The following is a 22,492-nucleotide window of genomic DNA, read 5'->3' as shown; positions in this document are numbered from 1 at the left end:
CGCGCAGCCCCCCGGAGTCCTGATGTCGCGTTCCACCACTCCCACCCGACGGCCCACCCGACGGTCGGTCCTGGCTGCCGGCGCCGGCACCGCCGGCGCCCTCGGCCTCAGCGCCTGCGGCGGGTTCTCGACCGGTTCCGACGACCCGCCCTCGGGCGGGGACGACAGCACCCTGACGATGATCACGTGGGCCGGTGACGCCGAGCTCAAGGCGTTCCAGACCCTCGCCGACGGGTTCGAGGCCCAGGGCGGTCCGACCGTGAAGCTGCAGGTCGTGCCGTACTCGGAGGTCCTGACCGCCGTCGACACCGGCCTGCGCACCGACAGTCCGCCGGACCTCTTCCGGGTCAGCTACACCGACGTCGCGGCCTACCGGGCGCAGAACGTGCTGGCCGACCTGAAGGACGCGTCCAGCCTGGAGAAGTCGTTCCTCCCGGCGTTCTGGAGCGCCGTCAGCGACGACGACGGCACGTTCGGCGTCCCGCACCACACCGACACCTCCATGGTCCTGGTGAACACCGCCGCGGTCGCCTCGGCCGGGCTCGGGACGCTGCCGAGCACGCTGGACACCGCGTGGACGTGGGAGCAGTTCCTCGACGCCGCCGGCCGGGTGCAGCCCTCGCGCGCGGACACCTACGCCTTCGCGGTGAACTGGCAGAACGCCGGCGCCTACCGCTGGCTGAACTTCGTCGACCAGGCCGGGGGCCGGCTGCTGACCGAGGACCTGAAGGGCGTCGCGCCCGACGACCCCGGGATGCTGAAGGCCCTCACCCACACCCGGGACTTCTTCCGCCGGGGCCTCGTCCCGCAGGCCTCGTCCTCCCGTGGGCAGCCGGCCAGCGACCTCTTCGTGAACCAGACCGTCGCCATGGTCTTCGCCGGGGACTTCCTGCTGGAGGAGATCGACGGCGCCGGGTTCGACTACCAGGCGACGTTCCTGCCCCGCGACGTCAACGCCTCCGCCGACCTCGGCGGGAACGCCCTCGTCGCGGTCGAGGCGAGCCCGCGCAAGGACGCGGCCCTGGACTTCCTGGCCTACTGCGCGGGTGCGGAGCAGATGGGTGCGTTCTGCGCCGCCGCGACCGTCCTGCCCACCCGGACCGACGTGGACCCGGCCACCCTCGACTACACGGTCCGCCCCGACCTGATGCCGCTGTTCGTGGAGCAGGCGACCACCATCCGCGAGCAGCTCGTCCAGCAGGTCGTCGTCCCCGACTTCAGCGCGATCAACGGCCAGCTCGCCGACCGCCTCGACGCCGTCTTCCTCGGCAGCGACGACGACCGGGCGGCCCTGGCGCAGCTCGTCGCCGGCGTGCAGTCGGTCCTCACGTCGTGAGCCAGAGCGTCGCTCCGCTCGCGGTCCGGCCGGCGGGCGGGCGCCGGGCGGCCGCCGTCCGGCGCTGGGGGGTCTCCTACGCGCTGCTCACGCCGGCGCTCGTCCTGTTCGGTCTGTTCGTGCTCTGGCCGTTGGTGCAGGCCGTGCGGATCTCGCTCACGAACTCGACGGGCATCGGCACCGCCGACTTCGTCGGCCTGCAGAACTACACCCGGATGGTGGGCGACCCGTCGTTCTGGCGGGCCGCGGGCAACACCGGTCTGCTCGCGCTCGTCTCGGTGCCGACGAGCATCGCGGCCGGGTTCGGCATCGCGCTGCTGCTGCGGGACCGGTTGCCGGCCCGCGGGATCTTCCGCGCGCTGTTCCTCGCCCCCTACGTGATCTCGGGGGTCGTGGTCGCGATGGCCGGGCGCTGGATCTTCGACGAGAACGTCGGCATCGTCGACCGCACCCTCTCCGGCTGGGGTTTGCCCGCCCCGGACTGGCAGTCGGGCGGGACCGCCGCGGCGGTCTCGGTGTTCGTGATGCTCTTCTGGGCGCGCACCGGACTCGTCGTGGTCCTCTACCTCAGCGCTCTGCAGGGCATCGACGGGGACCTCCTGGAGGCCGCGGAACTCGACGGAGCCTCCCGGTGGCAACGGATCCGGTTCGTGAGCTGGCCGCTGCTGCGCCCCACCACGTTCTTCGTCACGGTCCTCATGGTGATCGAGGTGTTCCAGGTGTTCGACGTCGTCCGCGTCATGACCGGGGGTGGGCCGGCGGGAGCGACGGACATCCTCGTCACCTACGCCTACACCCAGGGTTTCCAGGCCCGTCGTCAGGGCTACGGCTCCGCGATCGGGGTCGTCGTCTTCCTCGTGATCCTGCTCGCCACCCTGCTGTGGTGGCGGATCCAGGCCCGGAGCGAGGAGGAGTCGTGAGCACCTCCACGCGCACCCACGACCTGCGGGTCCAGCGCTCGGCCACGACGACCGCGCGGGGACCGGCCAGGCGGTGGCCGCGGTTCGTCGTCGTCCTCGTCCTGGCCCTGGTGTGGGTCTTCCCGCTGTACTGGATGGTCGTCACGGCCCTCTCCTCCCGCGCCGACCTCGTCGCCGGCCGCGTCTCCCTGCTGCCGCACGGCGTCGACCTCGGGGGTTTCCGCCGGGCGCTGACGGACTTCCCCGTCCTGCAGTGGTTGCAGAACTCGTTCGCGATCGCCGTGGTGGCTGTCGTGATCACCATCGTCGTGGACGTCACAGCCGGGTACGTGCTGGCCAAGCACCGGTTCCCCGGCCGCTCGGTGGTGTTCTTCCTGATCCTCGCGACCCTGATGATCCCCATCCAGACGTTGCTCATCCCGCAGTTCGACCTGGTCAACGACCTGGGCTGGATCAACTCCTACTGGGCCGTCATCGTCCCGCGGTCCGCGGAGGCCTTCGGGGTGTTCCTGGCCCGGCAGTACTTCCTGTCGCTGCCGGACGAACTGCTCGAGGCGGCGCAGCTGGACGGGGCGGGACAGTTCCGCACGTTGTGGTCGATCGTGCTGCCGTTGTCGCGGCCGCTGATCGCGGTGCTGCTGGTCATGACGTTCATGTACCGGTGGAACGAGTTCGCCTGGCCGCTGGTCGCGTTGCGCGACCCCGACCTGTACACGTTGCCGGTGGGGTTGTCGTTCCTGCAGGGGCAGTACACGACGGACTACCCGGCGCTGATGGCCGGCGCGCTGGTCTCGATCCTGCCCGTGCTCGTCCTCTTCGGCGTCGCCCAACGGCAGTTCGTGGCCGGCATCTCCCGCAGCGGGCTGAAGTGAACCCTCCGGTCGTCCGGCCGTCAGGACGGTAGGCGTTCCAGCGTCGTGTTCGAGGTCAGCAACGGGATCCCCGCGGCCAGCACCGCGCGGTCCCCGGGCGCACCGGGGTCGAAGGGGGTACCGCCCAGCCAGGCCCACGCCGCGGGCGTCCGCCCGCAGACCTCGGTGAGCCGACGGACAGGTTCACGCACCTGCCGGTCGACGTCGTCGTCGCTCACCACGTCGGGCGACGCCGCGTGGGTGGCCGTGTGCCCGCACACCTCGTGGTCCTCGGCGAGGTGGGCGAGTTCGTCCCAGGTCATGGCGAGCCGGTCCCCGGGGTTTTCGAGCACGCCGTAGTCGTGGGTACGGGCGAACTCCTGCTGGTCGCCCGGGCGCACGTCCAGGAACTCCGTGGGCGGGTAGAACCAGCCGGTCAGTCCCGTCTCGGCCAGCAGCGGGGCAGCGCAGCGCACCGCGCTGGCGAAACCGTCGAAGAACGCCGGGACGATCCCCGGTCGCCCGGTGCGCCACCGTCCGGTGGCGAAGAACTCGAGGACGTCGGCGGCGGACACGGGATCGAAGCGGGCGGCGTAGCCCTGGAGCTCCACCCGGAACTCCTCCTGCCGCGAGAGCGGGGTGTCGTGGTAGTTCACGACGCGCAGGAGGCGCCCCCCGACGAGGGCGTCCCGGACCCGGGCCGCCTCGGCGTCGCGTTCGGCCCGGGGAGGTGTCCGCCACCCCTCGGGACGCCACGCGGCCAACCGCCCCGGGACCTCGTTCCCCGCCCGGGCGCGGACGGGCCGGAACTCCAGGTCGGCGAGCACCGCGAGGGCGTCCTGCACGGTGACGTCGGGATCCGCCGCGGCCAGGACGTCCCAGACGACGCCGAGGCGACGACCGAGGTCCACGTCGGCGTGCGCCGGGTCGTCGCGACGGGGCGGTGGGGGCTGCAACCCGAGGAACATCGCCACCCCGGCCCGTTCCTCGTCCTCGGCCGCGATCGCGGCGGCGGCCCGGCGGACCTCCCCGGGATCGAGCACGTCAGACATCGAGCGCGTCAGGCGTCGAACGCGTCAGACGAGGTGCACGTCGAGGCTCGTCGCGTCGATCGTCTTCGTGAAGGGGCAGATCGAGAGGGCCTGCTGCAGGACGTCGTCCGGCTCGGCGCCCGCGTCGGGGAGGGTGACCAGGAGTTCGTAGCGGGCCGAGTACCCGGGGCCGTCGTCCTGGGCCAGCGTGACCCGGGAACGCACCTGAGCGCCCTCGGTGCTGCCCCCGGCGGTGCTGGTGGCGATCTTCAGGGATTCCAGCAGGCACGTGCTCAGCGCCGCGGCCATCAGCTGTTCGGGGTTCGTGGCGCCGGAGTCGTCGCTCGACGTCGCCTCGCGGACGTCGAGTTCCAGCAGACCGTCGTCGGAGCGGGCGGTTCCGGCGGACGCCGTGACGTCGGCCGTGTACAGGTCGGTGGGCATGGTGGCGACGCTACGAGCCGGTGACCGGGGCCGCGCGTTGGAGTTCCCCGCGCGCCGGGACCGTGCGCGGCGCACAGTGGGGCCATGCAGGAACCAGGAGAGAACCCGGAAGTGCCGGACGCCGACGCGGACCCGGGGATGCTGAACCCCCGCGACCTCCGGGACGAGGAGTCCGGCGACGGAGCGCGCGACGACGAGGGCTCGGAGGATCAGGACCAGGACGGCGATCCGGCGTCCCTCAACCCGCGGGACGATCAGGGCTGATCGACGCGACGACGGCCGGCCCTCCCGCGGGAGGACCGGCCGTCCGCACGTCGGTGCGTCAGTCCAGCGTGCTGACGTCGATGACGAACCGGTAGCGGACGTCGGAGGCCAGCACGCGTTCGTAGGCCTCGTTCACCTGCTCCGCGCCGATGACCTCGATCTCGGCGCCGAGGTGGTGCTCGGCGCAGAAGTCGAGCATCTCCTGGGTCTCGCGGATCCCGCCGATGGGGGAACCGGCGAGCGAACGCCGCGCCATGATGAGCGAGAACACCGCGAGCGACAACGGCTTCTCCGGCGCCCCGACGTTCACCATCGTGCCGCCCACGCGCAGCAGCGAGAGGTAGGCGTCGAGGTCGACGACGGCGCTGACCGTGTTCACGATGAGGTCGAAGGAACTCGCGAGGTCCTGGAACGTCGACTCATCGGACGTCGCGTGGTAGTGCGTGGCGCCCAGGCGCAGCCCGTCCTCCTGCTTCTTCAGCGACTGCGACAGGACGGTGACCTCCGCGCCCATGGCGGCGGCGATCTTGACGGCCATGTGGCCGAGCCCGCCGAGGCCGACGACGGCGACCTTCTTGCCGGGGCCCGCGTTCCAGTGGCGCAGCGGGGAGTACGTGGTGATCCCGGCGCACAGCAGCGGCGCGGCCTCGTCGAGCTCGATGCCCTCGGGGATCCGGAGCACGAAGTCCTCGGTCACGACGATGGCCTGGGCGTAGCCGCCCTGGGTGGGCTCGCCGTCCTTGCCGACACCGGCGTAGGTGCCGACGTTGCCCTTGACGCAGAACTGCTCCTCGCCGCCCGTGCAGTACTCGCACTCCCCGCAGGAGTCGACCATGCAGCCGACGCCGACGCGGTCGCCGACGGAGTGCTTGGTGACCTCGGAGCCGACCTCGGCGACGATGCCGGCGATCTCGTGGCCGACGACGACCGGGTAGTTCGTGGCGCCCCACTCGCTGCGGGCGGTGTGGATGTCGGAGTGGCAGATGCCGGCGAACTTGATGTCGATCAGGACGTCGTGCGGCCCGACGTCGCGACGCTCGATGGTGGTCGGGGTCAGCGGCTGGTCGGCGGCGGTGGCCGCGTAGGCCTTCACGGTCGTGGTCATGCGGTGCGTTCTCCTCGCGGACGAAAGGGTGGTGGGGTCCGGGTATCGACTACGTGATCGACTCCGGGACCGACGCCAGTCGAACACGACCGGGGCGGTCGGGGACTGCCGGAACGGCCCTCCCGGGGGGCCCTGTCACACCCTCCCTCGCCGGCAGCGGTCGAGCCGGTCCAGCGCGTCGGGCGGCCCCGGCGGCCTGCGGCGGCGCCGGCCGGGGCGCGACGCTCGTAAGCTCCCACCGTGAGTCATCAGCCTGCGGGTGCGTTGCCGGACGGTGTCGGGCAACTCCCCGCCGTGGTGCACGACTACCCGGCGGCGGTCCTGCTCGTCGACACCGAGTCGACCAAGGTCGTCTACGTCAACGACCTGGCCCGCCAGCTGGCCCCGGACGTGCGGCTGCCCCTCGACGTCGAGGACTGGTCGCGCGCGGCGGGACTCGAGGTCGACCCGGGAAGCCCGCTGAGCGCGAGCAGCACCCCGCTCACCCGGGTCGCCGCGGGTGATCCCGACACCGGCCGCCAGGTCAGCGCGGCGTTGCGGTCGGAGGCGACCGAGGCCCGGGAGGCGCTGTGGGCCATCGGGATGCCGTTGCACGACGCGCCGCTGCCGTTGCGGGCGCGCTCGCTGCTGGTGCTGCTGCCGGTGCGCTTCCCCGACGCCGTGGCCGGGGTCCGGGCCGCCGCCGTGGTCGACCGGGCCCACCGCTCGGTGCTCTCCAGCGGTCTCGCGATGGCCATCAGCGACCCGGCCGCGCCGGACGAACCGCTCGTCTGGGTCAGCCGGAACTTCGAGCAGCTCACCGGCTGGGACGCCGCGGAGGTGCTGGGGCGCAACTGCCGCTTCCTGCAGGGGCCGGACACCGACCCCGAGGCCGTCGCGAACCTGCGCGCCGGCATCGCCGCCGGGAGGACGGTGAGCCAGGTCCTGCTGAACTACCGCCAGGACGGGTCGGCGTTCTACAACAACGTGGTCGTGTCCCCGGTCTTCGACGCCGAGGGCCGCCTCATCCACCGGGTCAGCGTCCAGAGCGACGTGACCGGCCAGGTGGTGGCCGCGAAGCAGCGCGACGCGGCCCTCGCCGAGGCCGCCGCCGCGCGCGCGGCCCAGGCCGCCGCCGAGGACGCGGGCCGCTTCGGGCGGCTGCTGCTCACGCTGAGCGAAGCTCTGACCGCGACGATCACCGTGGACCAGGTCGCCGCCACGATCACCGACGTCGTGGCCGCGGAACTCGGAGCCGCGGGCGGTGGGCTGCTGCTGGCGGACGCGGCCCGCACGCACCTCCGGTTCAGCTCGCTGGAGCACATGCCGGCCGGCATGAACCCCTCCTGGGCCCGGGTCGCCTGGGACGAGGACTCACCGGTGGCCGCCGCGGTCCGCACCCGGCGAGCGGTCTTCCACCGGGACCGCGAGCAGTTGCTCGCGGTGCACCCGGACCTCCCGGCCCGCGCCGTCCTGCCCTCCCTGGGGGCGACGGTGAACCTCCCGCTCGTCGTCGGGCGCGACGTCGTGGGCGCCGTCTTCCTCTACTGGGACCAGGCTCAGGACTTCTCCGCGGAGCAGCGGGCGGCGCTGCAGGCGCTGGCCGGCTACACCGCCCAGGCCGTGCAGCGCGCGACCCTCATCAGCGAACGCCGCAGCGCCGCGGAGATCCTCCAGCAGTCGATGCTGACCCGGTTGCCCGAGCCGGACCACCTCGAGATCCGCGCCCGCTACGTCCCCGCTGCGGTGGGGGAGTACGTGGGCGGGGACTGGTACGACGCCGTCGTCCTCCCCGACGGGGCCACCACCGTCGTCATCGGCGACGTCACCGGCCACGACATGACCGCCGCGGGGCACATGGGGCAGCTGCGAGGTCTGTTGCGCGCGTTCGCCTTCGACCGCCTGGAACCTCCGTCGGAGGTCGTGTCCCGCCTCGACCGGGCGCTCGCGGGTCTGCACGTCGAGGGCCTCGCGACCCTCGTCCTGGCGCGCATCGAGCAGACCGAGGAGGACGCCGCGGAGGGGCTGCGCAGGCTCCGCTGGACGAACGCCGGCCATCCTCCGCCGGTCGTCCTGACCGCCGACGGTGGCACGGAGGTCATGGAGTCCGAGCCGGAACTGCTCATCGGGCTGATCCCGGAGACCGTCCGCACCGACCAGGTGCACCTCCTGCCGCCGGGCAGCACGGTGCTCCTCTACACCGACGGCCTCATCGAGCACCGCGGCCGGAGCCTGGACGATGGCCTCGCCGACCTCCGCCGGGTCCTGGGCCGCTGCGGCGGCCTCACCCTGGAGGAACTGCTGGACCGGCTCGTGGTGGAACTCGTCGGCGATTCGCCCGAGGACGATTGCGCGATCCTCGCCGTCCGGGCCCACCCGGAGGACCGACCGCGTCCGCCCGAGGCGGGTCCCGGTCGGATCTCCTGAGGCGTCGCAGGTTCAGGCGTCGCCGCCGACCTGGAACCACACCTGCTTCCCGGTGACCGCCCGGACGCTGCCCCAGCTGTCGGCGAGGACGTCGACCAGGGCCATGCCCCGACCGCTCGTCGCGTCGGCGTCGACGTGGCGCACGACCGGCTCGGCGGGGTTGTCGTCGGAACACGTGACCCGCACCCCGCCCACCGAGCAGTCCACCGTCACCCGCACCCGGTCCCCGCCGCCGTGCCGGACGGCGTTGGCGACGAGTTCGGTGGTCAGCAGGGCCACGACCTGCAACAGGTCGACGCCGGGCGCCGCGGTCCCACCGCGGGTGGAGGCGGCGGCGCAGTCGTCACCGACGCAGTACTCGTGCACGCGGTGACGGGCCAGCGACACCGACCGGGTCTCGGTGGGGAGTTCGAGCTGGAGCACCTGCTGATCCGTCCCTCGTCGGAGCGCCGGCCCGGGGGAGCGCGATCACCTCGGACCCGACCGGGTCCGTGCCCACTGTGGGGCCGCTCGCACGGAGGCGCCACCGCACGCACCCGCCGGGTCGCCCGGCGGCCTCAGCTGCGCAGCTGTGCCGCCAGCGGGCAGGAGTTCTGCCGACGCCCGGCGAGGCCCACGGTGTTGAGGTGCGTGACGACGGCCGCGAAGGCGCCGGTGACGCTGGTCTGGGTGTAGGGGATGCCGACCTCGGCGCAGTGCGCGCGCACCAGGGGCTGCACGAGGCGCAGGTTCGGCCGCGGCATGCTCGGGAAGAGGTGGTGCTCGACCTGGCGGTTCAGCCCGCCCATGAAGAAGTCGACGAGGCGGCCGCCCCCCACGTTGCGCGAGGACAGGACCTGGCGGTTGAGGAAGTCGAGCTTCGCGCCCCGCGCCAGCAACGGCATCCCCGTGTGGTTGGGGGCGAAGGCCCCGCCCAGCAGGACCCCGAAGACGGACACCTCGATCGCGACGAAGGCGGCGGCCTTCCCCGGGGAGACCGCGAGCAGCAGGATCGTGGCGTAGACCGCCCACCGGCCCAGGACCATGAGGACGTCGACGTGGGTGCGCTTCATCGCACCCCGTCGCAACAGGGCCGAGGCGCTGTCGACGTGCAGGTTGAAGCCCTCGAGCATCAGCAGCGGGAAGAACCAGAAACCCTGGTGCGTCAGCAGCCAGCGGTGGGTGCGGCCCATCCCCTCCAGCGCCTCCGGGTGGAAGGCGAGGACCTTGGAGTTGATGTCGGTGTCGCGCCCGACCTGGTTCGGCGCGGCGTGGTGGAGGTTGTGCTTGCCCAGCCACCAGCCGTGGCTGAGCCCGCCGAGCAGGCTGGCCAGGCACCGGGAGGCGAGGGCGTTCCACTTCGGGGTGCTGAAGATCTGCTGGTGCGCGGCGTCGTGGCCCAGGAAGGCGACCTGGCTCAACGTCAGCGACACGACCGGGGCGAGCAGCAGCACCCACCAGGTGTCGCCGATGAACTGCAGGGACGTCGCCAGGACGGCCAGCACGACGACGAGGGTGGTGATGCGGCGCCAGTAGTAGCCCAGGCGGCGTCGCATGAGCCCCGCCTCGCGCACGCGCTGCGCGAGCGCCGTGTACGTGCTGGTGCTGCGGTGGGCCGCTCGCGCGGTGCGCGTCGCGCCCGCCGTCGGGGACTGCTCGAGTGCCATGGCCGTTCCTGTCGTCCGCGTCGTGACCGACGCGCCACCAGGGTTCGGGGCAACACATCGCTGTAGAGGTCACAACACCACCTGCGGGCGAGCAGGGCAAGCGGGGTGGATTCCGCACCACGTCACCGGTTCGGGCGCTCCACCTGCGGAGATGGTTCGCCGATGACACCAGGGTTCCTCCAACAGGCCGGGGATCATCACGATCGAGTCGGTGAGGTTCCCGTGCGCCACCCCAGCAGCCCGTCCGCGTCGCCGCGACCCACCGGTGCGCGCCGCCCGGCGTTGCTCCGTTCCGTGCTGCTCGTGAGCGCTGTCCTCGTCCTGCTCCCCGCGACGGCTGTCGCCGGGGAGATCGTCTCCGCCGGTCTGCGCCTGGTCGGGGTGGGCCTCGCCGTCGTGGTGCTGCGTCACAAGGCGGGGACGACCGACGACGAGCGCGCGGTGTGGCGGTGGCTCGCGCGGGCCACCGCGGTGGTGTGCGCGGGAGCGCTCGCGCAGTTCGGACTGAGCGCCCTGGCCGGGGCGAGCGGCCGGGCGGGCCTCGAGCTGCCCGGGGACGTCGTGCTGAGCGCGTCGTGCCTGCTCGCGTGCGTGCTGGTGTACCAGGGGCTCATCGTCTGGAACCGGACCAGCACGAGGCTCGCCGACCCGGGGGACTGGCTGAACGGGATCAGTGCGAGCCTGGCCGTCTCGGCGCTGCTCCACCTCGTGATCGCCTGGCGCGCCGGAGGTCGCGAGCAGTTGCTGCCCTGGTGGGTCCTCGACCTGTCGGTGGCCCGTTCCTCCGCCCTCTTCATCGTCCTGGGGACGACCCTGACCGTCGCGATCATGGCCGGCCTGGTCCGGGACCCGCGGATCTGGGTGATCGCCCTCGGCGTGGTGTTCCTCATGGCGGTGGAGGTGGCGACGGCGTTCGACCTCCTGCACGGCGCGTGGTCGTCGTCGGGGTGGGGGCTGTTCTGCGTCGTCGTGGCCTGGGCCTCGACGGTGCGGGCGCGGCCGGTGCGGCCCCAGGAGGCCACGACCCAGTCGCTCACCGTCGGCACGTTCGTCGTGCTGCTGGCCAGCGTCGCGATCATCCTGCTCGCCACCCGGCTGCCCCCGCAGTCCACGGGCGTCGCCGTGATCTGCGGAGGGCTGGCCGTGGTCGGGGTCAGCACCCGTGTGGTGCGGCTCGTCTCGGACCTCTCGACGTTGGCGCAGACGCGGCAGGACGCCCTCACCGACGACCTCACCGGTCTGGCGAACCGGCGCGCCTTCGGCCAGCAGCTGGACCGCGCCGCGGAGGGCGGCGACGACGTCGCCGTCTACCTCCTGGACCTCGACCGGTTCAAGGAGGTCAACGACCGGTTCGGCCACGCGGTCGGCGACCGGCTGCTGCAGCGCACGGCGGGCCGGTTGGCGGCCGTCGTCCCGGCGGGCGCGGTGCTGGCGCGTCTCGGCGGGGACGAGTTCGCCCTGCTCCTGCCCGGTGCGGACGCGGTGGGTGCCGTGCGCTTCGCGCACGAGCTGGCGGCCGCCGTGCAGGGTGCCGGTGGGGTCGAGGGCACCGGTCAGGTGTCCGCGAGCGTCGGGATCGCCCTCCCGACCCGCGCCGAGGACCCGGCGGGGACGCTGGACGGGGGCGAGCTGCTGCGCCGCGCCGACGCCGCCATGTACCAGGCGAAGTCGACGGGGGAGGTCGTGCGCCTCTACGACGACGTCATCGACCGCGCCGGCCGCGAGGAGGCCCTGATGGCCGACGAGCTGTCCTGCGCCTTCGACACCGGGGACGCCGGCCGGCAGTTCCGGGTGCACTACCAGCCGCAGCTCGACCTCGCGTCCGGAGCGGTCGCCGGGGTCGAGGCCCTCGTGCGCTGGCAGCACCCCCGCCTCGGTCTGCTCGCGCCGGCCGCCTTCCTCGACCTCGTCGAGCGCGGAGGTCACATGGCCGACCTCACCGAGTTCGTGCTGCGGGAGGCGACGGCGTGGGCGAGGGCGGCGCCGTGGACGGGCGAGGTCCGGGTGTCCGTGAACCTGTCCGCGAGCTCGCTGGCCGACCCGGGTCTCCTCGTCCTGCTCGACGAACTGCTCGCCGAGGGCCTGGACCCGGGCTCCGTCGTCCTCGAGGTCACCGAGACGCTGCTCATGAGCAACCCCGAGCAGGCGGTGGAGATGACCCGGGAGATCCGTCACCGCGGCTTCGGGCTGAGCATCGACGACTACGGGACGGGGTACTCGTCGCTGTCCTACCTCGTCGACCTCCCGGCGACGGAGGTGAAGCTCGACCGGTCCTTCACGGTGCGGCTCTGCGGTGACGAGCGGGTGCGCCAGATCGTGGCCGGCACCGTGGAACTCGCGCACCGCCTCGGCCTGCGGGTGGTCGCCGAGGGGGTGGAGGACGAGGCGACGCTGGAGGTGCTGCGCTCGCTCGGGGTCGACGAGACCCAGGGGTACCTGCACAGCCGCCCGTTGGCGCCGGCCGACGTGCCCGCCTGGGTGCGCGGCCGGTCCGCGCCCGCGCTCAGCGGTGGGCGGTCGAGCTCAGCCACCGCGCCGTGAGGGCCTCGGCCGGTTGCGGCTTCCCGCACCAGTACCCCTGCAGGTAGTCGCAGCCCGCGGCGGCGACCTCCAGCGCCTGGGCCTCGGTCTCCACCCCTTCGGCGATCACCCGCAGGTCGAGGCTGGCGGCGACGGTGACCACGGCGGCGACCAGGGCACGGCGGCGCGGGTCGGTGGTGATCCCGGCGACGAACGACTTGTCGATCTTGGCGAGCCGCACGGGGAGTTCCACGAGCCGGGACAGCGAGGAGTACCCGGTGCCGAAGTCGTCGACGGACAACGGGTGACCGAGGCGCTGCTGCTCCTGCAGGCCGACGAGGACCTGGGGGTCGATGAAGCTGCTCTCGAGGAGTTCGAGACCCAGGTGCCCGGGGTCCAGGCCGTGGCGCTCCAGGGCCGCGCTGATGGTGGGGCCCAGCAGGGGGTCGACCAGTTCGCGGGCGCAGACGTTGACGTAGACCGTGGCGGGCGCCGCGGGACCCAGCCGGTCCCGCCAGAGCGCCATCTGCGCGCAGGTCTGGGCGATCACCCAGCGCCCGATCCCCACGATGGACCCGCTGTGGGTGGCCAGGTCGATGAACTCCGCCGCCGGCAGCAGACCGTGGACGGGGTGCTGCCAGCGCACGAGCGCCTCCACGGCGTGCAGCGCACCGGCGGCGTCCACGATGGGCTGGTAGTGGATCCGCAGCTGCCGCAGCCCTTCGGCCTCGGCGAGCTGGTGCTCCAGCAGACGCAGCGGGGGCCGCAGCGGCTGCCCGTTCGGTCCCGTCTCGCGGGCGAACTCGCCCAGCCGTCCCGGGGTGTGCTGCTTGGCGACGTACATGGCGCCGTCGGCGTCGGCCAGCAGCCCGTCGGCGTCGGTGCGCTGGTCGCTGAGGGCGACGCCGATGCTGGCGGAGACGACGAGGTCGACCTCGCCGACGGGGATGGAGCGCCCCAGGGCCTGACGCAGCCGTGCCACGACCGCCTCGACGCTCTGCTGCAGCTCGGCGGCGCCGGACTGCGGCAGGTCCTCGCACACCAGCACGAACTCGTCACCCGCGAGCCGGGCCAACGTGTCGCCCTGGCGCAGGGTGGCGCCCATCCGGGCCGCGACGGTCGTGAGCACCAGGTCGCCCGCGGCGTGGCCGAAGGTGTCGTTGACGCCCTTGAAGCGGTCGAGGTCGACGAACATCACCGCGACGACGCGGCGGTGGCGCTGCGCGGTGTGCAGGGCGTGCTCGAGCCGGTCGAAGAGCAGGGCCCGGTTCGGCAGACCGGTCAGCGCGTCGTGGGTGCTGGCGTGCGCCAGCTCCCGCTGGGCGCTGCGCGCGGCGTCGCGGTCGGCGGCGATCTCCAGGTAGGACGCCGCCAGGTGCGCCAGCAACCGGACCCACTGCAGCTCCTCGGGCTGCCAGGTTCCCGCCTGGCGGCGGTAGAGGTCCAGAGCCCCCCACACCCGTCCGTCGCTCACCAGGGGGACGGCCACCACGGACAGGAAGCCGACGGCGAGGGTCCGGTCCACGTACGTCGGCCACGCCGTCTGGACGGGGTCCCGCAGGTCGTCGACGACGACCTCGACCGCGAAGGCGATCGCGTCGCGGCAGGGCCCCTCCCGGTGGAGCTGCTGCACGAGCTCAGGGCCGTCGAAGACCTGGTCGCTGGCGTGCACGAACCGGACGTCCTCGCCCTCGCAGATCACGACCCCGGCCCCGTCGACCACCAGGTGCCGCGCGGCGAGGTCGACCAGGCCGACCAGCAGGTCCTCGGTCCCGACGTCGCCCGCCGCGATCCCGGCCAGGGCGGCCAGGGCGTCCAGGAGCGACTGCCGGGGTGGGTCGTCGGAGGCGGTCACGGTCCGACCCGTCGGGAAGGGGCTGCCGACAGGCCGACCTCGTCGACACCGAGGGAACCCCTCACGCCGAGGGTGTCGAACCAGAGGGTCACGACGGGCCGGGCCCCGGCTGCCCGCAACGTGCCACCCGCCGAGCGGGCGAGCCGGGACGGGGAGAGGAGGCTGGAGAGCCCACGGCAGTCGACGAAGGCGGTGTCCTGCAGGTCGACCACGACGTGAGGGACCTCGGCGAGGAGGTCGAGCACGCAGGCCTCGAACGCGGCGACGCTCTCGGCGTCCACGTCGCCCTCCAGTTCCAGGACACCCAGTTCTCCTACGGTGCGACGTCGAACGGAGGAGTCCACGAGAGGCTCCCGGAGGACAGTGCGGGTAGCGCCCACCCTCGACACCGGAGCCACCGTTCGACCGGGGGGTCACGCTAGCGCGGTCGGCCGCGGCTGGCGAGAGCGCTGCCTCGGGGCCCCGCGGGGCTAGGGTCGGCCCACGGCGCGCGCGGAGCCGTTCCCCACGAGGCCACCGGCTGCAGGGGTTCGACCAGCAGCCCCGGCGCACGGCCGCCGCCCGGGTGGTAGTCCCACCCCGCCGTCTGCAGCCGGCGGGCGAGCAGCAGGAGGTGCACCGTGACCACGGACGACCAGGGTGAGGACGTCACGTCCGACACCCGACCGCGGAGGGAACCGCAGGAGGTCCTCGCCGAGCTCGGCGCCATCGTGCTGGGCCAACCGCTGGGCGTGGTCCTGCGGCGGATCGCCGACCTCGTGGTCGCGTGCATCCCCGGAGCCGACGAGGTCTCGGTGACGCTGGTGGACGGGGACAAGACCGCCTCGGCGGCCTTCACGGGGTCGCTGGCGGCCTCGCTGGACGAACGGCAGTACGACGACGGGTTCGGGCCGTGCCTGGACGCCGCGCAGAGCGGCCAGCACCTGCGCATCGACGACACCGCCCACGAGGAGCTCTACGCCGGCTTCGCGGCGGCCGCCGCGCGGCAGGGGGTCCGCAGCACCCTCAGCATCGGCCTCCCCATGCCGCAGCGGGTGCTGGGCGCCATCAACGTCTACCGCTTCGGCGCTGCACCCCTCGACGCCGAGGCGGAGCAGTTGGCGACGGCCTTCGCCGGCTACGCGGCCGTCGCGCTGGCCAACGCGGCGCTCTACGCCTCGACGGCCGACCTGGCGGTCAACCTGCAGACCGCCATGAACAGCCGCGCGGTCATCGAGCAGGCGAAGGGGGTGCTCGTCGGCCGTCTGGGCTGCACGCCCGAGGAGGCCTTCACCCACCTGGCGACCCAGTCCCAGCACCGGAACCGCAAGCTGCGCGACATCGCGACGGAGGTCGTCGAGAACGCCGCCGGGCGTCCCGGGCACTAGCCGGACCCGGAGCGGTCAGGGCCGGAAGAGGTCCTGGCCGACCACCGCCCGCCGCACCGCCTCCGCCGTGCTGGCGACGTCGTAGCGGGCCCGCAGCGACCGCGCCACCGCGACCACCTCGTCGAGGTCGCAGCGCAGCCGGCTGGCGATCTCCGTACCCGAGTACCCGAGCACGAGCATCCGACCGACGGCGACCTGCAGCGGACTCAGGTCACCCGGCGGGTCGTCGGTGGTGGGCCGGGAGTGCGGGGGGTGCTGGGACACGGTCCGACCTCGTCCTGCGACGGAGCCCCCGGCCGCTGCTCGACCGACGTCCCCCACCCCACCGTTCCACACGCCACCCGTCCGTGGTGGGCAGGACGCGTGCGACGATCGGGCGGAGGGTGCGCGTCCGCCGCCCGTCAGGTGGAGGGGTCGACGTCGGTGAACGAGGACGGACGGGCGCTGGCCGCTCTCGAGACCGACACCGCCCGGCTGCGGTCGGCGCGACGGCTGGTGACCACGACGGCGAACCCGGCCCTGGACCGGCTCGCCGAACTCGCGGCGCGCCTGCTGGGCGCCCCGGCCGCCCAGGTGTCGCTCCTCTCCGACGTCCAGACGATCTCCGCCGCAGCGGGTCTCGACGCGCAGGATCGCGGCGTGACGGCGCTGGCGGACTCGTTGTGCTCCGTCACGGCCACGGCGGGGGAGCCGCTCGTCGTGACCGACGCGAGCGCCGACGACCGCGTCGCGCAGCTGCCGTCGGTCACCTCCGGCGACGTGCGCGCCTACCTCGGGGTCCCGATGCGCGGGCAGGACGGCTTCGTCGTCGGCGCGCTGTGCGTCTTCGGTCCGCAGGCCCGGGACTGGAGCGAGACCGACGTCGCCGTGCTGGGCGACCTGGCCGCCGCCGCGGTCACCGAGCTCGAGCTCACGGCGCTCGCGGTCGACTTCGAGGCCGCCCGGGTGCGCTCGGAGCTCGCCGTCGCCGCCGGGGGGATCGGCACGTTCGACTGGGACCTCGCCACCGGGGAGCTGCGCTGGGACGAGCGGCTGCTCGAGATGTTCGGGTACGCCGCCGACGACTTCGGCCGCGACATCGAGGCGTTCAACGCGCGGCTGCACCCCGACGACCTGCCGCGGGTCGGGGCGGCGCTGCAGCGGGCGATCGAGGAGTGCGGCCCCTTCGAGGCCGAGTACCGGGTCGTGCGCCCCGACGGCACCACCCGCTGGGTGCGGGCCCGGGGGCAGGCGCTGGCCGACGAGTCCGGCCGCAGCGTCCGGCTCCTCGGCGCGGCCTACGACACCACCGCCACCCGCACCGACGACGCGCGGGTCGCGCGGGTGCTGGAGTCGATGGCGTCCGCGTTCTTCTCCCTGGACCGGGACTTCCGCTTCAGCTACGTCAACGCCGAGGCCGAGCGTGTCCTGGGCCGCCCGCGGCAGGAGCTGCTCGGCGGCAGCGTGTGGGAGCTCTTCCCCGACGCGGTGGGGTCGCCGTTCGAGACGCACTACCGCGGGGTCGCGGCGACCGGTGAGCCGGCGACCTTCGAGGCCTACTACCCGCCCCCGCTGGACGCCTGGTTCGAGGTGCGCGCGTGGCCGGACCCGGACGGCGTCTCCGTCTACTTCCTCGACGTCACCGCCGGTCGGCGGGCGCGCAGGGAGCTCGAGGCCGCGCACGCGGCGGCGGCCGCGGCGGCCGAGCGGCTGCGCCTCATCGTGACCGTCAGCGAGGACCTCACGGCGACCCTCGACGTCCAGGAGGCGGTGGCCCGCCTGGCCCAGCACCTCGTCCCGGCGGTCGCCGACTGGTGCCTGGTGACGCTGGTCGACGAGCAGGGCGGGCTGCGCGACGTCGGCTGCCACCACGTGGACCCGGCGCTGCGCGACGTCGTCCTCGCCTACCGCGACACCCGGCTCTCCGCGCTGGCCCAGGACTCCTACCTGTACCGGGTCTGGCGGAGCGCGCGCCCGGCGGGCGTCACCCGGGGCGCGACGGCCGAGATCCTCCGGGTGCTGGCCGCCGACAGTCCGGCCCGGGAACTCATCCGGCGTCTGGCGCCGGAGTCGTTCGAGTGCGTGCCGTTGCGGGCGCGCGGGCGCACCGTCGGGCTGATCACGTTGTTCCACGGCGTCGAGCGCGGCGAGCTCGGCGCGGAGGACCTCCTGCTGGCGACCGAGATCGCCGACCGCGCCGGGTTGGCGCTGGACAACGCCCGGCTCTACGAGGCGCAGCACCGGATGGCGGAAGCGTTGCAGCGCAGCCTCCTGACGTCCCCGGTCGAACCGGACCACGTGCAGATCGTGGTGCGGTACCAGCCTGCCGCGCACGCGGCCGAGGTCGGCGGGGACTGGTACGACGCGTTCCTGACGCCCGACGGCGCCACCGTGCTGGTCATCGGCGACGTGATGGGACACGACATCACCGCCGCCGCGGGGATGAGCCAGGTCCGTTCGCTGCTGCGGGGCATCGCGTACACGACGGGCGCGAGTCCCGCCGGGGTCCTGTCCGGGCTGGACGCGGCCATGGCGGGCCTCGCGGTGGACACCACCGCCACCGTGGTCGTGGGCCGGCTGGAGCAGACCGAGGACGAGCGGCACCGCGACATCACCCGGTTCCGGTGGGCCAACGCCGGGCACCCGGCGCCCGTGCTGCTCACCCCCGACGGCACGGTGAGCTCCCTGGCCTCCCTCCCGGCCCAACTGCTGCTCGGCATCGACCCCTCGACCTCCCGGGCCGACGCGGCGATCACGGTCGACCGCGGGTCGACGATCCTCATGTTCACCGACGGCCTCGTCGAACGCCGCGACCGTTCTCTCGACGAGGGGTTGCTGCGGTTGCGCGAGGCCGTCGCGGACCTGGCCGCCGCCACGTTGGACGAGCTCGTCGACGGGGTGCTGGAGCGGATGCTGCCGGGCGAGCACGAGGACGACGTCGCCCTCGTCGCCGTCCGGCTGCACCGCCTCGACGGTGCCCGCCCGGCCGAGGCCGGTCCGGAGCGGACCCCTCCGGCCACGCCGCCCGTTCCGCGCTGAGCTCCCGGGCGGGTCGTCGCGCGCGGGACGTGGAACCTCGGCAGGGTGTGCGCGTGAGCAACCACAGCGACCGGCACCACGACGACCACCCGGCCACCGGCGGCAGCGAGAGCCGCGGCGACGACCCGGCGGGGGCCGGCGGCGGCCACGGCGCGGCCGGAGCCGCTCAGGACGGGCGCTCCGGGCAGGACCCCGTCGCGACGCTGCTCATCCTGGGGGCCAGTGGTGACCTCGCCTCCCGGCTGCTGATGCCCGGCCTGGCCCGGCTCCTGGTCTCCGGACGCAACGAGGACCCCGCGCACGGTCACGGCTCCTCGCTCGAACTGGTCGGCGCCGGTGCGGAGGACTGGGACGACGACCGGTGGCGCGAGGTGGTGACGAAGGCCTTCGGTGACGCGCTGGACGCGGGCGAGGAGTCGGCGGACGCCGCCCGGACGGTGCGCGACACCAGCCGCTACGCGCAGGTCGACGTCACCGATCCCGACGCCCTCCTGGCCCTGATGGGCTCCTGCACCGCCCCGGTCGCGGTGTACTTCGCCCTCCCGCCCGCGATCACGGCGAAGGCGTGCGCGGGTCTGGTCGGCCGGGACCTGCCGGCCAGCACCCGGCTGGTCATGGAGAAGCCCTTCGGCTCCGACGAGGCCTCGGCGCACGAGCTCAACCAGGTCGTCGCGCGCCTGGTCCCGGAGGAGCACGTGCACCGGGTCGACCACTTCCTCGGCACCTCCACGGTGCTCGGCACCGTCGGGGTGCGCTTCGCGAACCGCATCTTCGAACCCACCTGGAACGCGGGCCACGTGGAACGCGTCGACGTGTTCTACGACGAGGACCTCGCGCTCGAGGGCCGCGCCGGGTACTACGACCACGCGGGCGCCCTCATCGACATGATCCAGAGCCACCTGCTGCAGGTGCTCGCGATGCTGGCGATGGACGCCCCCTCGGCACTGGACGAGCGGGAGTTCCGCGACCGGAAGGCGCAGTTGCTGCGGGCGACCCGCCTCGCCGGTCCTCCCGCGCAGGCCAGTCGACGGGCCCGGTACACCGCGGGTCGCCTCGGGGACCGCGACCTGCCCGACTACACCGCCGAGCAGGGCGTGGACCCCGCCCGCCAGACCGAGACGTTGGCCGAGGTCGTCCTGCACATCGACACCTGGCGCTGGGCCGGGGTCCCGTTCCGCCTGCGGTCCGGCAAGGCCCTCGGCCGGGCCCGCAAGGAGGCCGTCATCACCTACAAGCCCGTCCCGCACCTCATGGCCGGACTGCTGGGCACACCGGTCCCCACCCGGCTCCGGCTCGGTTTCAAACCCGACACCGTGAGCCTGGACCTGAACGTGAACGCCCCGGGCGACCCGTTCGACCTCGACGAGGCGACGCTGACCGCCCGCCTGGGGGACTCCGACCTCCCCGCCTACGGGGAGGTGCTGGCCGGCGTGCTCGACGGCGACCCGTTGCTCTCGGTGCGCGGGGACACCGCGGAGGACTGCTGGCGCATCCTGGCCCCGGTGATCGCGGCGTGGAAGGCCGACGAGGTGCCGCTGGAGACCTACCCCGCCGGGAGCGACGGCCCCGAGGCGACCGCGGACTTCCCCGCGGTCTGAGGTTCGTACAGCTCAGATGAGGCCGCGGGCCCGCACGGCCTGCACGGCGGCCGCCGTGCTGTCCACGCTCAGGGCGCTGCGGATGGCCACCAGCCGCTCGGCGAGTTCGGAGAGGCTGCACCCGAGGCGCTCGGCGACCTCGGCGGCGCTCGCGCCGTCGAACCGGCCCAGCAGGCGCACCTGGTCCTCGTCGAGATCCCGACGTTCTCCGCTCATCTCCCACCTCACCGGTCGCTGGCCCCCTTCGGGGGGCCAGTCTGGCACCAGTGGTCCCCGGTCAACCAGTGACCTCCAGGCGGTTCCGCAGCGCCGGGGGGAGAGCGGCGCGGGCGGCCACCGGATCGGGGTGGGCCCGCAGCAGGGCCGCCAGCGTCTCCAGGGCCAGGCCGTCGCCGAGCACGACGTAGCCGTGCTCGCGTCCCACCAGGTCGTCGCAGGCGATCCCGTCGGTCGTCATCGTGAGCCACGGGTCCGGGGTGTCGGGCATCCCGTTGCCCCACACGTCGCCCAGGAGACCACGTACGGCCAGGGCGCGATGGCGCAGAGGGTGCTCGTCCGACACCCGAGAGTTGTACCGCGCCCGCGAGGGTCCTGCACAGGGCTTCAGCACCGTGTCCCGTTTCCGGCTGCAGGCCTGCGATCCGTCTCCCACCGTGCCGCCCCGCGAGGGCGCGGCGGTCGACGACGAGGAGAGCTGCGCCGTGGTGCGCGGCGAACACCGGGTGCGACGGCGGCCGGACGGCACCGGGGGACCGGGACACGAACTCGTCGGCCGAGCGTTTCCGGTTCGCCCGGGGAGGTGCTCACGAAAGCCTGGACACGGGCGGGAACTCCGGCCGGGGTCCACGTGGACTGGTCCGACAGCCCCGAGACGATCCGCCGGCGACAGGTGCGGGTGGCCACCGGGATGGTGGGGCTCGGCTTCACCGTGACCAGCCAGCAGGCCCTCTCGATCCTGCGGGCGCACGCCTTCGCCACGTCGACGACGCTGGACGACCTCGACGACGACCTCGACGACGACCTCGACGACGACCTCGCCGACGACAGCGTCCAGCGACGTTTCGACGTCGAAGAACTCGGCAGCGGCACCGCGTCCTGACGATCAGGACGCGGTCACCGCACGACGCGTCAGTTCCCGCCCGCGACGCGGATCACGGCTCCCGTGCTGTAGCTGGACTCCTGCGAGGCGAGGAACACGTAGGCGGGGGCGAGTTCCGCGGGCTGGCCGGCCCGGCCCAGCGGGGTCTGGGTGCCGAAGTCCTCGACCTGGTCCTCGGGCATGGTCGCGGGGATGAGCGGGGTCCACACCGGGCCGGGGGCGACGGCGTTGACGCGGATGCCCTTCTCCCCGAGTTCCTGGGCGAGGTTCAGGGTGAAGTTCACCAGGGCGGCCTTCGTCATCGCGTAGTCGAGCAGCGCGGGGGAGGGCGTGTCGGCCTGGACGGAGACGGTGTTGACGATGGCGGACCCCGGGGCGAGGTGCGGGACCGCCGCCTTGCACAGCCAGAACGTGGCGAAGACGTTCGTCGTGAACGTGCGCAGCAGTTGTTCCGTGGTGAGGTCCTCGATGCCCTCGACGCTCATCTGGTAGGCGGCGTTGTTGACGAGGAGGTCGAGGCCCCCGAACTCCTGGACGGCGCGGTCGATCACGCTGCGGCAGAACTCCTCCTGGCGCAGGTCGCCGGGAACGCTGATCCCGCGGCGTCCGGCGGCCTCGACGAGGGCCACCGTGGCGTCGGCGTCCTCCTGTTCCTCGGGGAGGTGGACGATGAGGACGTCGGCACCCTCGCGGGCGTAGGCGATGGCGACGGCGCGACCGATGCCGGAGTCCCCGCCGGTGATGACGGCCCGGCGTCCGGTGAGCTTGCCGGTGCCGACGTAGCTGTCCTCGCCGTGGTCCGGGGCGGGCGTCATCCGCGACGTGGCGCCGGGGTGGGTGAGGGTCTGTCCGGGGGTGCTGTCGGGGTGCTGCGTGGTCGGGTCGGTCGGGGTGTGCTGGTCAGGAGCCATGGTGTTCCTCTACCCGCACCGCGGGGTTCGCACACGGGCTGAGCAGCCGTTTCCGGGTGCAGGGTCGCGGGGGCGGGGTCAAGGTGGCCCTGGCCGCGTCCGGCGGCCGCCGGTGGAGCAG

Annotated in this window: 22 protein-coding genes; 10 read left to right on the top strand and 12 right to left on the bottom strand. The window is 73.4% G+C overall.

The features are described from left to right. Positions 1-22: 22 nt before the first annotated feature. The 3 genes from OG218_RS08165 to OG218_RS08155 are packed head-to-tail and all read left to right on the top strand — an operon-like array spanning position 23 to position 3,128. The gene (locus OG218_RS08165) at positions 23-1,336 is read left to right on the top strand and encodes an ABC transporter substrate-binding protein (protein WP_328292712.1); all 1,314 of its coding nucleotides are present in this window, start codon (positions 23-25) and stop codon (positions 1,334-1,336) included. Beyond that, a complete protein-coding gene (locus tag OG218_RS08160; protein WP_328292711.1) occupies positions 1,333-2,256 on the top strand; it encodes a carbohydrate ABC transporter permease in 924 nt (307 codons plus the stop codon). The genes OG218_RS08165 and OG218_RS08160 overlap by 4 nt, the downstream gene beginning before the upstream one ends. Further along, entirely contained in the window at positions 2,253-3,128 is an 876-nt protein-coding gene (locus OG218_RS08155) for a carbohydrate ABC transporter permease (protein WP_328292710.1), read from the top strand. Before OG218_RS08160 ends, OG218_RS08155 begins: the two co-directional genes overlap by 4 nt. 20 nt (positions 3,129-3,148) lie before the next feature. Here the strand turns inward: OG218_RS08155 and OG218_RS08150 are convergent, their stop codons facing one another. Then, positions 3,149-4,159, bottom strand: coding sequence for a hypothetical protein (locus OG218_RS08150; RefSeq protein ID WP_328292709.1), 1,011 nt, complete (start codon positions 4,157-4,159; stop codon positions 3,149-3,151). Between the two features lie 24 nt (positions 4,160-4,183). After that, on the bottom strand, positions 4,184-4,582 hold the full coding sequence (locus OG218_RS08145) for an OsmC family protein (RefSeq protein WP_328292708.1): 399 nt from the start codon (positions 4,580-4,582) through the stop codon (positions 4,184-4,186). Positions 4,583-4,666: 84 nt separating this feature from the next. Here OG218_RS08145 and OG218_RS08140 point away from each other — a divergent pair, with 84 nt between their 5' ends. Further along, complete coding sequence (locus OG218_RS08140) at positions 4,667-4,846, top strand: hypothetical protein (protein ID WP_328292707.1); 180 nt, start codon at positions 4,667-4,669, stop codon at positions 4,844-4,846. Between the two features lie 58 nt (positions 4,847-4,904). Here the strand turns inward: OG218_RS08140 and OG218_RS08135 are convergent, their stop codons facing one another. After that, the gene (locus OG218_RS08135) at positions 4,905-5,951 is read right to left on the bottom strand and encodes an NAD(P)-dependent alcohol dehydrogenase (protein ID WP_328292706.1); all 1,047 of its coding nucleotides are present in this window, start codon (positions 5,949-5,951) and stop codon (positions 4,905-4,907) included. 240 nt (positions 5,952-6,191) lie between these two features. Between OG218_RS08135 and OG218_RS08130 the strand changes: the two genes are divergently transcribed. Beyond that, positions 6,192-8,357, top strand: a complete 2,166-nt coding sequence (locus tag OG218_RS08130; protein WP_328292705.1) for a SpoIIE family protein phosphatase — start codon at positions 6,192-6,194, stop codon at positions 8,355-8,357. Between the two features lie 12 nt (positions 8,358-8,369). Here OG218_RS08130 and OG218_RS08125 read toward each other — a convergent pair whose 3' ends face one another. After that, positions 8,370-8,780 carry an ATP-binding protein gene (locus OG218_RS08125; RefSeq protein ID WP_328292704.1) on the bottom strand — a complete coding sequence of 137 codons (411 nt, stop codon included), beginning with the start codon at positions 8,778-8,780 and terminating at the stop codon, positions 8,370-8,372. A 134-nt stretch (positions 8,781-8,914) separates the two neighbouring features. After that, positions 8,915-10,003, bottom strand: coding sequence for a fatty acid desaturase family protein (locus tag OG218_RS08120; RefSeq protein WP_328292703.1), 1,089 nt, complete (start codon positions 10,001-10,003; stop codon positions 8,915-8,917). 303 nt (positions 10,004-10,306) lie between these two features. On the opposite strand from OG218_RS08120, the gene OG218_RS08115 reads away from it, so the two are divergent. Continuing rightward, positions 10,307-12,544 (top strand): putative bifunctional diguanylate cyclase/phosphodiesterase, encoded by a 2,238-nt coding sequence (locus tag OG218_RS08115; RefSeq protein ID WP_328292702.1) that lies wholly within the window; start codon positions 10,307-10,309, stop codon positions 12,542-12,544. Here OG218_RS08115 and OG218_RS08110 read toward each other — a convergent pair. The 3 genes from OG218_RS08110 to OG218_RS08100 form a co-directional block, all read right to left on the bottom strand. After that, positions 12,507-14,378: a putative bifunctional diguanylate cyclase/phosphodiesterase gene (locus OG218_RS08110; RefSeq protein ID WP_328292701.1), complete on the bottom strand. Its 1,872-nt coding sequence runs from the start codon at positions 14,376-14,378 to the stop codon at positions 12,507-12,509. The genes OG218_RS08115 and OG218_RS08110 overlap by 38 nt on opposite strands. After that, complete coding sequence (locus tag OG218_RS08105; RefSeq protein WP_328292700.1) at positions 14,375-14,722, bottom strand: STAS domain-containing protein; 348 nt, start codon at positions 14,720-14,722, stop codon at positions 14,375-14,377. Before OG218_RS08105 ends, OG218_RS08110 begins: the two co-directional genes overlap by 4 nt. Before the next feature lie 74 nt (positions 14,723-14,796). Beyond that, complete coding sequence (locus OG218_RS08100; RefSeq protein WP_328292699.1) at positions 14,797-15,006, bottom strand: hypothetical protein; 210 nt, start codon at positions 15,004-15,006, stop codon at positions 14,797-14,799. Between OG218_RS08100 and OG218_RS08095 the strand changes: the two genes are divergently transcribed. Continuing rightward, positions 14,999-15,745 (top strand): GAF and ANTAR domain-containing protein, encoded by a 747-nt coding sequence (locus tag OG218_RS08095; protein WP_328292698.1) that lies wholly within the window; start codon positions 14,999-15,001, stop codon positions 15,743-15,745. The two genes, OG218_RS08100 and OG218_RS08095, sit on opposite strands and share 8 nt — an antisense overlap. A 15-nt stretch (positions 15,746-15,760) precedes the next feature. Here the strand turns inward: OG218_RS08095 and OG218_RS08090 are convergent, their stop codons facing one another. Next, complete coding sequence (locus OG218_RS08090; protein WP_328292697.1) at positions 15,761-16,009, bottom strand: hypothetical protein; 249 nt, start codon at positions 16,007-16,009, stop codon at positions 15,761-15,763. 159 nt (positions 16,010-16,168) lie between these two features. Between OG218_RS08090 and OG218_RS08085 the strand changes: the two genes are divergently transcribed. After that, positions 16,169-18,763: a SpoIIE family protein phosphatase gene (locus OG218_RS08085; protein ID WP_328292696.1), complete on the top strand. Its 2,595-nt coding sequence runs from the start codon at positions 16,169-16,171 to the stop codon at positions 18,761-18,763. Positions 18,764-18,816: 53 nt separating this feature from the next. After that, positions 18,817-20,361 (top strand): glucose-6-phosphate dehydrogenase, encoded by a 1,545-nt coding sequence (locus tag OG218_RS08080; protein ID WP_328292695.1) that lies wholly within the window; start codon positions 18,817-18,819, stop codon positions 20,359-20,361. A gap of 12 nt (positions 20,362-20,373) precedes the next feature. On the opposite strand, the gene OG218_RS08075 is transcribed toward OG218_RS08080, so the two are convergent. Both OG218_RS08075 and OG218_RS08070 read right to left on the bottom strand, forming a co-directional pair. Beyond that, positions 20,374-20,577, bottom strand: coding sequence for a hypothetical protein (locus OG218_RS08075; RefSeq protein ID WP_328292694.1), 204 nt, complete (start codon positions 20,575-20,577; stop codon positions 20,374-20,376). 61 nt (positions 20,578-20,638) lie between these two features. Beyond that, a complete protein-coding gene (locus OG218_RS08070) occupies positions 20,639-20,923 on the bottom strand; it encodes a hypothetical protein (protein WP_328292693.1) in 285 nt (94 codons plus the stop codon). Positions 20,924-21,208: 285 nt separating this feature from the next. Between OG218_RS08070 and OG218_RS08065 the strand changes: the two genes are divergently transcribed. Then, positions 21,209-21,460, top strand: coding sequence for a hypothetical protein (locus OG218_RS08065; protein ID WP_328292692.1), 252 nt, complete (start codon positions 21,209-21,211; stop codon positions 21,458-21,460). 29 nt (positions 21,461-21,489) lie between these two features. Here OG218_RS08065 and OG218_RS08060 read toward each other — a convergent pair whose 3' ends face one another. Beyond that, on the bottom strand, positions 21,490-22,371 hold the full coding sequence (locus OG218_RS08060) for an SDR family oxidoreductase (protein WP_328292691.1): 882 nt from the start codon (positions 22,369-22,371) through the stop codon (positions 21,490-21,492). Between the last annotated feature and the right edge of the window lie 121 nt (positions 22,372-22,492).

Source organism: Kineococcus sp. NBC_00420, assembly GCF_036021035.1.
In the GTDB taxonomy this organism is placed as follows: domain Bacteria; phylum Actinomycetota; class Actinomycetes; order Actinomycetales; family Kineococcaceae; genus Kineococcus.
Note: the sequence above shows the minus strand (reverse complement) of the source record. Positions and strands in the feature narration are given on the sequence as shown.

Bases quoted from the DNA above. Each gene is read 5' to 3' on its own strand.
- OG218_RS08165 (WP_328292712.1), top strand. From the start codon at position 23: ATGTCGCGTTCCACCACTCCCACCCGACGGCCCACCCGACGGTCGGTC.
- OG218_RS08150 (WP_328292709.1), bottom strand. From the start codon at position 4,159: ATGTCTGACGTGCTCGATCCCGGGGAGGTCCGCCGGGCCGCCGCCGCG.
- OG218_RS08145 (WP_328292708.1), bottom strand. From the start codon at position 4,582: ATGCCCACCGACCTGTACACGGCCGACGTCACGGCGTCCGCCGGAACC.
- OG218_RS08140 (WP_328292707.1), top strand. From the start codon at position 4,667: ATGCAGGAACCAGGAGAGAACCCGGAAGTGCCGGACGCCGACGCGGAC.
- OG218_RS08135 (WP_328292706.1), bottom strand. From the start codon at position 5,951: ATGACCACGACCGTGAAGGCCTACGCGGCCACCGCCGCCGACCAGCCG.
- OG218_RS08120 (WP_328292703.1), bottom strand. From the start codon at position 10,003: ATGGCACTCGAGCAGTCCCCGACGGCGGGCGCGACGCGCACCGCGCGA.
- OG218_RS08075 (WP_328292694.1), bottom strand. From the start codon at position 20,577: ATGAGCGGAGAACGTCGGGATCTCGACGAGGACCAGGTGCGCCTGCTG.
- OG218_RS08060 (WP_328292691.1), bottom strand. From the start codon at position 22,371: ATGGCTCCTGACCAGCACACCCCGACCGACCCGACCACGCAGCACCCC.